Here is a 9,598-nt window from a genome sequence, read left to right as displayed (position 1 = left end):
ACCGGGCATTCGAGTTCCTTCGCCAACAGCTTGAGCTGACGCGAGAAGTCCGAGACCTCCTGCTGACGAGATTCGACCTTCTTACCGGACGACATCAGCTGAAGGTAGTCCACCACAATGAGTTTCAGGCCGTTGCGCTGTTTGAGGCGACGGGCCTTGGCGCGGATTTCCATCATCGTCAGGTTCGGAGAATCGTCGACGAACAACGGCGCTTCGCTGATCTCGCTCATTCGGCGGGCCAGCTTGGTCCAGTCGTCGTCGGTCATCTTTCCCGAACGCATGTCGCCGAGCTTGATCTTCGCCTCGGCGGACAACAGTCGCATGACGAGCTCGGTGCGCATCATCTCCAGAGAGAAGATGACACTGGGCATGCCGTGCTTGATGGAGCACGAACGCATAAAATCCATACTTAGGGTCGACTTACCCACGCCAGGCCTCGCCGCCACGATGATCATCTGACCCGGGTGCAAGCCGTTGGTGATTTCGTCGAGTTCGGCGAATCCTGTTGGTACGCCAAGGGATATGCCGCCGCGGCTGGCGATGGAGTCGATTTCGTCCATCGTGGGCTGCAGGAGTTCCTCGAGGGGGAGGAAGTCCTCGGAGGTGCGGCGCTCGGTGACCTCGTACACCTCGGCCTGCGCGCGGTCGACGACCTCGGCGACGTCCTGCCCGTCTGCTCCGGCGTAACCGAACTGCACGATGCGGGTACCGGCCTGTACGAGCCTGCGCAGAATCGACTTCTCCGCGACGATCTCGGCGTAGTACCCGGCATTGGCTGCCGTCGGCGTGGTCTGGGTGAGGGTGATCAAGTACGGCGGGCCGCCGATGCGCTTGAGTTCCCCGCGACGATCCAGCTCGGCCGATACGGTCACCGGGTCGGCAGGCTCACCGCGGCTGTAGAGGTCGAGGATCGCGTCGTACACGTTCTGGTGGGCCGGCCGGTAGAAATCGCCGGGACGAAGCACCTCTAGCACGTCTGCGATGGCGTCCTTGCTCAGCAGCATGCCGCCCAGAACGGACTGTTCCGCGGCCATGTCCTGCGGGGGCTGGCGACCGAAATCCTCGCCGGGCCCCTCGCTGGACGAGGGGCCGGAGTAGTCGGACTGTCCTCGATCGTCCACAACTGCCACGCGAACCGGCCGTCCTCTCCCCATTGTCGTCGGCATCGTCGGGTGTCACCCGGCGGTGCTGTGTAGCAAGTTCTACCCCCGGGCACCGACAAGCTTTTTCGGCACCGGATTCGCACTGTCCCGTCGCCGCTGCACGGCATCGAGAGAGACGCTGCACGGACGTTAAGCGCTATCGGCAGGAGTCACAACACGGCCTGTGGATGAACCTGTGCACGAAATGTGGATGGTCTTGAACAACCGTGTTGACCGTCTGGGGATAACCTGGGTATAACTTTCCAAGTTTCGGTCTTTTCGGCAGGTCAGGGCATGTACATAAAGTTTTCTTCCTGTGCATCGATTCTGGATCGGCGTGTCGGCCGAATTGACAGCTCGGGCGTGTTGAGTAAATACCAGGTGAACCCGGGGGTGAACCAGGTCACAGTGGCTGGGATGACTCACAGAAACAGACCAGTGTCCCGTTTGCGCGCGAGGGGCCCGATTCCACGCTGGGAATCGGGCCCCTCGACACTGTTGACGAAAGCTCAGCTACCGAGCTCCTGCGGGCACATCGCCGGGTCCAGCACGGTGACCTCCTTGGTACCGATCTGAAGCACTCGTGCCGTGGGAATGTCGAAGAACAGTCCGGTGATGCGCAACCGCCCCTCGGCATTGGCTCGGCCGACGACCCGGTGACGGGTGAGCGTCTGCAACTGCACCGCCACGTTCACCATCGCGAGTTGGTCCGCCTCCCCGAAGCCGAGCTCTGCCGCCTGACGGCCCACCACGTGCCCGCTGCGGTACGCATCCAGGCTCGTCATGGCATGACCCAGCCATTCCGCCACCGACTCGTCCGCGGCGTTCTCCGGTCCACTCAGCACCGCCTTCATGGCACCGCAGCCCGAGTGTCCGCACACCACCACCGACGAGGTACCCAGTTGATCGACACCGAAGGCCAGCGCTGCCTCCACCGAGCAGTCCTGCCCCTGGGCAGGAACGAGATTGCCCATGTTTCGGACCGTGAACAGATCGCCCGGTCCGCTACTGGTGATCGTGTTCGGCATCACGCGCGAATCCACGCAGCACAGAAACAGGGTGTCGGGATCCTGAGATTCGGTCAAACCCTCGAGGTGCGGTCGAATATTGGGGGCGTGGGTGCGGTGATACTCGGCTACGCCACTGAGGACCGCCCGCAGCGCTACGGGTGACTCATTCTGTGTCACATCGCTTTTCAGCTGCCATGCCCGCCACGGTGCCAACGAGCTGCGTACCGTCGCAGATCCGCGCTTGGGCGGCCCCTCGGCAGCAGCTGCCATCGACGCCGTGCCCACTTCCTCGACTCTCACCGTGCCGCCGCCGAGTTCGTGCTGACGGATCCACTCGTTCAGTGCGTCGTGCACCGCATGATCGAGGAAATCCACTCCCAGATGCACGGTGACGACGGTGCCTGCGGGGACGGTGGACAGTACGTGTGTCAATCGAGGGAGCGCAAGGAAGCTCAACGACCCCTCGGTCGTGACGCGCCAGGTGCCGTCGACCGTCTCCTCTGCGCGAACCTTTGCCCACACCACACGGCGCAGCACGAGAACGATCGACAGTGCCAAACCGATCAGCACACCCTCGAGCAGGTTGAGTGCCACCACGCCTACAACCGTCACTGTATAGACCGCGATGTCTCCGGTCTTGTTGGCGATCTTTATGTCTGCCAACTTGATCAGCTGCACACCGATCATCACCAGCAATCCGGCGAGTGCGGCGAACGGAACCAATTCGACGATCGAGATGAACAGCACCGAGAAGATCAGAATCCACACGCCGTGCAGAATCGCCGACGCACGGGACTTGGCACCGACCTTGACGTTGGTGGCACTGCGCACGATCACGCCGGTGATCGGCAGACCGCCGATGGCACCGGAGGCCATGTTGCCCGCGCCCTGAGCCATCAGTTCCCGGTCGAAGTTGGTGCGCTCACCGCTGTGCATCTTGTCGACTGCCACCGCGGAGAGCAGACTCTCGACGCTGGCGATCAACGCGATGGTGATGACGCCGGTCGCGAAAGCGCTCCACTGCCCGTCGGGCATGATCGGAAAGCTCAGCGATTCGATCAGGTTGCCGGGCAACTCGATTCGCTCGACATCCAGGGAGAAGAAGATCGAGACCGCGGTAGCGGTGACCACCGCGACCAGCGCAGCCGGCACCTTCGTGATCTTTGCCATCACGCCCGACACTCCAGCCAATCGCGGCCAGCCGAACATGAGCACGACCACGATTCCGCCGACGATGATCGACGGCCATTGGCCGTTGGCGACCGATGTGGGAATGGCGAGGACGTTCTGAACTGCGGAGCTTTCGGATTCACCGCCGAGAAGTACGTGAATCTGTTGCAGCGCAATGGTTATACCGATTCCGGCCAGCATGGCGTGCACCACCACGGGAGAGATGGCCAGCGCACTGCGGGCAATCCGGCTCATTCCCAGCAGTATCTGCACCGCACCGGCCAGCACCGTGATGGCACACGTTACGCCCCAACCGAATTGATTGACGAGCTCGGCAACCACCACGGTCAGTCCCGCGGCGGGCCCACTGACCTGCAACGGTGATCCGCCGAGTATGCCGGCGAGAATTCCGCCGACCACGGCGGCAATGAGGCCGGCCATGATCGGGGCGCCGGAGGCGACGGCGATACCGATCGAAAGCGGTACTGCCACAAGGAAGACGACCAACGAGGCCGGTACGTCGTACTTCAGGATCGACCCGACGCGAGACTGCGGCTCGGGTCGGGTCTCGGGACTGGGGTCGGAATCGGGTTCCACGGTCGTGGTCACGGCAGCGTTCCTCCGGGCGTCTAGGCGTCAGGTCGGGTGGATCCAGTTGGTGATGATGTTCGATGTCGCCCCGCCTAAAGACTACGCAAAGCTTTGCTCACGAACCTTTGAAGAGAGATGCTTCACAAATCGGAACCCATTGCGACAGTTGATCTTTGTGAGAAGACACGAAAAAGCCCCACGAACCCAGGGTTCGTGGGGCTTTGTTCGACCGAAACGGGCCGAAAGCTGAAATCAGCTTCCGACGACCTCCAGCTTGAACTTCGCGGTCACGTCGGGGTGCAGGTTCACGACGATGTCGTGCTTGCCCGTGCTCTTGACGTGAGCCTTCGGCAGATCGATGCTGCGCTTGTCGACGACCGGGCCACCGGCAGCCTTCAGAGCAGAAGCGACGTCCGACGCGGTGACCGAGCCGAACAGCTTGCCCGAGTCGCCCGCGGTCTTCACGGACAGCGTGACGGCCTCGAGGCCTTCGATGGCCTGCTTGAGCTCGTTGGCGTGCTCGAGGCCGCGGACGGCACGAGCTTCCTGAGCGCGGCGGATGCCGTCGACCTGCTTCTGAGCGCCACGGGTGGCCTGGATGGCCAATCCGCGGGGCAGCAGGAAGTTACGGCCGTAGCCGTCCTTGACCTCTACGGTGTCGCCAGGCGCACCGAGGTTGTCCACATCAGCGGTGAGGATCAGTTTCATACCAATCGCCCTTTCTATCGAGCCGTCGCGGCGTAAGGCAGCAGTGCTACCTCACGCGAGTTCTTCACGGCAACGGCCACGTCACGCTGATGCTGGACGCAGTTGCCGGTGACACGGCGAGCGCGGATCTTTCCGCGATCGCTGACGTACTTACGCAGCAACGTCGTGTCCTTGTAATCGATCGACGTGTTCTTTTCCTTGCAGAAGGAACACGCTTTCTTCTTGAGCACCTTGTCGCGCAATGGCGGTTTGGGCATGGGTCTTTCTCCGTTACATCTGGTTGTTCTCGATCGAAGGATCTAGAACGGTGGCTCTTCGTCTCCGCCACGTCCGCCGAAGGAGCCCGACGCCGCCGGGGCACTGCCCCAGGGATCGTCTCCGCCGGAACCGGAGTTGGACGAGGAGTTCGAGCGGCCGCCGCCCGATCCGCCGGAGGAACCGGAGCCGGAGCCGGAGTTGAAGCCGCCTCCGCCGCCACCTCCACCGCGATTGGCCTTGTTGACCTTTGCGGTGGCGTAGCGAAGTGAAGGTCCGATCTCGTCGACTTCGAGCTCGACGACTGTCCGCTTCTCACCTTCACGCGTCTCGTACGAGCGCTGCCGCAGCCGTCCGCTCACGATCACTCGCGAGCCTCGGGTCAAGCTCTCGGCAACGTTCTCCGCTGCCTCGCGCCAGATGTTGCAGCGCATGAAGAGCGCGTCGCCGTCTTTCCACTCGTTCGTCTGACGATCGAATGTGCGCGGGGTGGATGCAACCGTGAAGTTGGCAACCGCCGCACCGGCGGGGGTGAATCGAAGTTCTGGATCAGCCGTCAAGTTTCCGATGACGGTGATGACGGTCTCGCCTGCCATGGTTCCTCTTTCAGTAGTAAGCGTTGTAGATGCCAGCCTAGAGGCGGGCAACGACAATTACTTGCCCTGTCGCAGGACCTTCGTGCGCAGAACGGACTCGTTGAGTCCGAGCTGACGATCCAGCTCGCTGACCGTGGCAGGCTCGGCGTTGAGGTTCACAACGGCGTAGATGCCCTCGGCATGCTTGAGGATTTCGTAGGCCAGACGACGCTTGCCCCATACATCGACCTTGTCGACGGTGCCGCCATCCTTGCGAACGACGTTGAGGAACGTATCGAGCGACGGAGCGACAGTGCGCTCGTCCAGATTGGGGTCGAGAATGACCATCAATTCGTAATGACGCATAAGACCTCATCACCTCCTGTGGACTAGTGAAAACGGCCACGGACTGTCCGTGGCAGGAGGGTCGTTGCGTCAGCAACCCCTCGAAGATACACGAGGCGGGCCCTGACCTGCTAATTCACGTCGGGCGCACGGTCCGGCGTTCGGGCGTCATAGTCTTGCACCATGCGATCCGGGGTCCGCGCCAATCCGATGACGGTCGTCGTGGTCGTCGCCATGGCTGCGGTGGGATTGATTCTGGGTTATCTGAACAAGGCCCGATGCGCGGTCGCGCCGTTCGACGCCTCCGGTCGCAGCACGATGTTCGACGCCATCAAGGATTCCTCGGTCTGCTACTCCGACATCCAATTCCTGTGGCTCGGCCGAGACATCGACAATCACATCTTTCCGTATATCCACGGGGCCATCACCAGCGACGGAATCCTCACGGGCGGAACGGTGGAGTACCCGGTCCTCAGTGGCTTGCTGATGTGGCTCGGAGCCATTCCGGCCCACACCGATGCACAGTTCCTGTTGACCTCGGCGTTGATTCTCGCGCCGTTCGGTCTGCTCACCGCCTGGATGCTCGGCCGGATGGCAGGCTGGCCCGCCTTGCTCTGGTCGATCGGCCCGCCTCTGGTGATGTACGCCTTCCACAACTGGGAGCTTCCCGTCGTGGCCACCGCCGTCGGCGCGATCTTCGTCATGACGCTGCCGATGCCGCTGCGACGCAAGGCGATACTCGCCTCGGTGCTGCTGGCCGTCGGCTTCTGCCTCAAGCTCTACCCGGGAGCATTCGTGTTGCCCCTGATCGCGTACGTCGTCACCGGCGGCATCGATGGACGTGAGTCCGCCGACACCGTCCGAGCTCGCTGGGACATCCGCGGCGGCCTGATGGTGGCCGGCGCTGCCATCGGCACGGTCGTCGCAGTGAATCTGCCGTTCGCGGTGCTCGGTTACGAAGGATGGCGGGCGTCCTTCACATTCCAGTCGCTGCGGCAGGCAGACCTGACGACCAACTCCATCTGGTACTGGGGATTGCGCCACTTCTACATCAACGACCAGATGAATCCCGATGCCTACGCCGAGGCCGAGGCCTCCTTCCAGAACGTGGTCGACGTGGCGTCGCCGCTGCTGGTGTTCGCCGCGTTCGCTCTCGCGCTGTGGCTCGGATGGCGTCGCGCGAAGGTCGTCGGGACGTACCCGTGGGTCGCGGTCAGCGGATCGATGCTGTGCGGTTTCATGCTGCTGCACAAAGTGCACTCGCCCCAGTACACGCTGTGGCTGCTGCCCTTTCTGGTGCTGCTTCGGGTCCCGTGGGGGCTCGTCGCCGCGTATCTGGTCGTCGATCTGTCGATGGGAATCGGCGTCTTCAAGTACTTCGCCGCGTTGGCCTCGGGGGCCGATGCCACCGACGAGGAGTTCTTCGTTCTCGTCGGAGTGTGGGGACGAGCGCTGCTGCTGGTGGTGTTCTTCGTACTGTTCCTCCGAGCTCGGATGCGGGTTCCGTTCCCGGGCGAAACCGACCAGGCGTCTGTATCATCGCCCCGACCAGCAACGATATCGCTGACAACATCACCGGGGCAGTAGCACGTAGGGCGGGGCGGGGACATGACACAGGTGTCGCAATCGCAGGAGAACACCGAGAAACGAACCACCGATGTACGACGCGTCGGCCTCGTCGAGGACCACGAATCGGTAGCGCTCGGACTCAAGGCCATGCTCGCAGACGAACCCGACCTGGAACTGGTGTCCACCGCCGCCACGGTCGCGGAGCTGCTCGCCCAACAGCCGACACTCGATCTGGTGGTGCTCGATCTTCGTCTGGGTGACGGTTCGTCACCCCGCTCGAACGTGGAGCAGTTGCACGCCGCCGGCGCGCGCGTCCTCGTCTACACCGGAGCCGAGAACGCCTTTCTCGTTCGTTCGGCAGCCCGTGCAGGTGTGCTCGGCGTGGTCCGAAAGTCCGCCCCGGCGGCGGCGATCGTCTCCGCGATCCGACGCGCAGCGAGCGGCGGGCAGGTCGTCACGACGGATTGGGCTGCGGCGATCGACGGTGATCCGCAGCTTCCCGACGTCGGACTCAGTCCGCGTCAGCGCGAGGTACTCGCCCTCTACGCGTCGGGCGAGAAGGCCGGACGCGTCGCCCGCCTCGCCGGATTGTCCGAGCAGACCGTCAACGACTATCTGGTGCGAATCCGCAACAAGTACGCCGAGGCCGGGCGTCCGGCACCGACGAAAACCGATCTGTACAAGCGAGCGGTCGAAGACGGCTGGCTGCCGATGCCCGAACTACCTCCGCAGGATTGATGCAGGGTCCGAGCGCAGAGGAACGCCTCTCGCGCTACATGGCTCGCTTCGCGAGTGCAGGCGCGTTCGCCTATCTGGTGTTGCTGGGACCGCAGATCCTGTCTCAGTTCGATCGGCTGCAACTCTGGTACACCCCACTGTTCGTGTGTTCGATCTTCGGCCCGGCTCTCTGCCTGTCGTTCGCCTCGTTCCGGTGGTGCATGCGCCGCATCCGCGCTCTCGTCACGGCGTTGGCCGTCGCGTATCTCGCCGGGCAGGTGCTCTGGCTTCCGGCCTTCGAGGGCCCGGCACTCGGATTGACCGAATCGGCCTGGATCGCAGTGTTCCCCGGTCTCATCTCGGTGACGACGGCGATCGCGTGGTCGAATCGTGCGATATTCGCGTACCTACTGCTCGTCGCCTCCTTCGGGCAGGTCGTCAACTATTTCAGCCGAATCGACCACGGCAACGTTCCCTTGTTCTCGGACATCGTCTTCGGCATCGCCTTCTGCGGAATCTTCACTGTCACAGTGACATTGGTGGTCCGAACCGGTCGGCTGCTCGACACGACGCGAGTCGCCGCCGAATCTCAGGCCGCCACGGCAGCAGCGAGCGCTGCGAGATCGGTCGAGCGCGAACGGTTCGACGCACTGATCCACGACGACGTCATGTCGACGCTGCTCTCGGCCGCGCGCGTGGGCAACAGTCCGGCGCTGACCGCTCAGTCGACCACCGCACTCGCCCGAATGGATCGGTTGCGTGCGGGCATCTCCTCGACCGAACCCGTAGGCCCCGACAGCTTCCTCGCCTACGTCCGATCCGCGCTGACCGAAGTGGACGACGACGTGGTCATCGATGCCTACATCGATGCGGTGTCGCGGGATTCGACGCTGCCGATGGAGGCGGTGCGCGCGCTGTCGGCGAGCGCGGCAGAAGCGCTGCGAAACAGCGTCCGACATGCGGGTGATCGCGCGCAGCGCGCGGTGCGCGTTCGCGTCGACTCCGACTCTGTACGCATCGACGTCCGCGACGACGGGTACGGCTTCGACCCCGGGTCGGTCGCCCCGCACCGACTGGGTCTCGCTGTCAGCATCAGAGGCCGCATGCGTCAGCTGCAGGGCGGATCGGCCGAGGTGACGTCGACACCAGGCCACGGCACCAGGGTCACGCTGACGTACCGATCCCCGGTGGACGCGACATGACCGACGACCCCGCTGTCGACGCCGATCGCGACGTCCGAGCCTTCCTCGGAATGAACACCGCCAGCGCGTACGGAGTCGCCGCGACCTTCTTCGCGACCTACTCGTTGATGAACTTCACCGCGTCCGAGGGCGTGCAGAGCGTCTGGGTGGTGCAAGCGGCGGTACTGCTGGTGGCATTCGCGGCGTTCGCACTGGCGGCCGTGCCAGGCGATCCGCTCGCGGCCGGGTGGGCGACGGCCATCAGCGCATCGGCTCCCGTTGCCACAGCCGTTGTGTTGTCACAGCTTTCGGTACCGGTCGCGAACGGGCTGCAG

9 protein-coding genes and 1 pseudogene are annotated in these 9,598 nt (G+C 63.5%); 4 read left to right on the top strand and 6 right to left on the bottom strand.

All coding sequences use genetic code 11. The annotated features are described in order from the left end of the window. From dnaB to rpsF, 6 genes are all read right to left on the bottom strand, one after another. Positions 1–1,130 (bottom strand): replicative DNA helicase (dnaB, locus tag A2J02_RS07600; protein ID WP_068048795.1); only part of this gene is annotated, 1,130 nt, incomplete at its 3' end. 521 nt (positions 1,131–1,651) lie between these two features. Next, complete coding sequence (locus tag A2J02_RS07595) at positions 1,652–3,931, bottom strand: SulP family inorganic anion transporter (protein ID WP_068048787.1); 2,280 nt, start codon at positions 3,929–3,931, stop codon at positions 1,652–1,654. A 234-nt stretch (positions 3,932–4,165) separates the two neighbouring features. Continuing rightward, positions 4,166–4,621 carry a 50S ribosomal protein L9 gene (rplI, locus tag A2J02_RS07590; protein ID WP_032378698.1) on the bottom strand — a complete coding sequence of 152 codons (456 nt, stop codon included), beginning with the start codon at positions 4,619–4,621 and terminating at the stop codon, positions 4,166–4,168. Between the two features lie 14 nt (positions 4,622–4,635). After that, the gene (rpsR, locus tag A2J02_RS07585; protein ID WP_032396926.1) at positions 4,636–4,878 is read right to left on the bottom strand and encodes a 30S ribosomal protein S18; all 243 of its coding nucleotides are present in this window, start codon (positions 4,876–4,878) and stop codon (positions 4,636–4,638) included. 42 nt (positions 4,879–4,920) lie between these two features. After that, complete coding sequence (locus tag A2J02_RS07580; RefSeq protein WP_037195207.1) at positions 4,921–5,472, bottom strand: single-stranded DNA-binding protein; 552 nt, start codon at positions 5,470–5,472, stop codon at positions 4,921–4,923. 57 nt (positions 5,473–5,529) lie between these two features. Beyond that, positions 5,530–5,817, bottom strand: coding sequence for a 30S ribosomal protein S6 (gene rpsF / locus A2J02_RS07575; protein ID WP_008711385.1), 288 nt, complete (start codon positions 5,815–5,817; stop codon positions 5,530–5,532). A gap of 162 nt (positions 5,818–5,979) precedes the next feature. Here rpsF and A2J02_RS07570 point away from each other — a divergent pair, with 162 nt between their 5' ends. The 4 genes and pseudogenes from A2J02_RS07570 to A2J02_RS07555 all read left to right on the top strand — a co-directional run. Then, the gene (locus A2J02_RS07570; protein ID WP_082898661.1) at positions 5,980–7,383 is read left to right on the top strand and encodes a hypothetical protein; all 1,404 of its coding nucleotides are present in this window, start codon (positions 5,980–5,982) and stop codon (positions 7,381–7,383) included. 21 nt (positions 7,384–7,404) lie between these two features. Next, positions 7,405–8,103, top strand: coding sequence for a response regulator transcription factor (locus tag A2J02_RS07565; protein ID WP_068048783.1), 699 nt, complete (start codon positions 7,405–7,407; stop codon positions 8,101–8,103). Next, a complete protein-coding gene (locus A2J02_RS07560) occupies positions 8,103–9,284 on the top strand; it encodes a sensor histidine kinase (RefSeq protein ID WP_082899489.1) in 1,182 nt (393 codons plus the stop codon). The genes A2J02_RS07565 and A2J02_RS07560 overlap by 1 nt, the downstream gene beginning before the upstream one ends. Then, positions 9,281–9,598, top strand: a pseudogene (locus A2J02_RS07555) (hypothetical protein); the annotation flags it as partial. The gene A2J02_RS07560 and the pseudogene A2J02_RS07555, both read left to right, overlap by 4 nt.

This window comes from Rhodococcus sp. EPR-147 (assembly GCF_001647185.1).
In the GTDB taxonomy this organism is placed as follows: Bacteria; Actinomycetota; Actinomycetes; order Mycobacteriales; family Mycobacteriaceae; genus Rhodococcoides.
The sequence above is the reverse complement of the archived record's forward strand: the minus strand, read 5'-3'. Positions and strand labels throughout refer to the sequence as shown.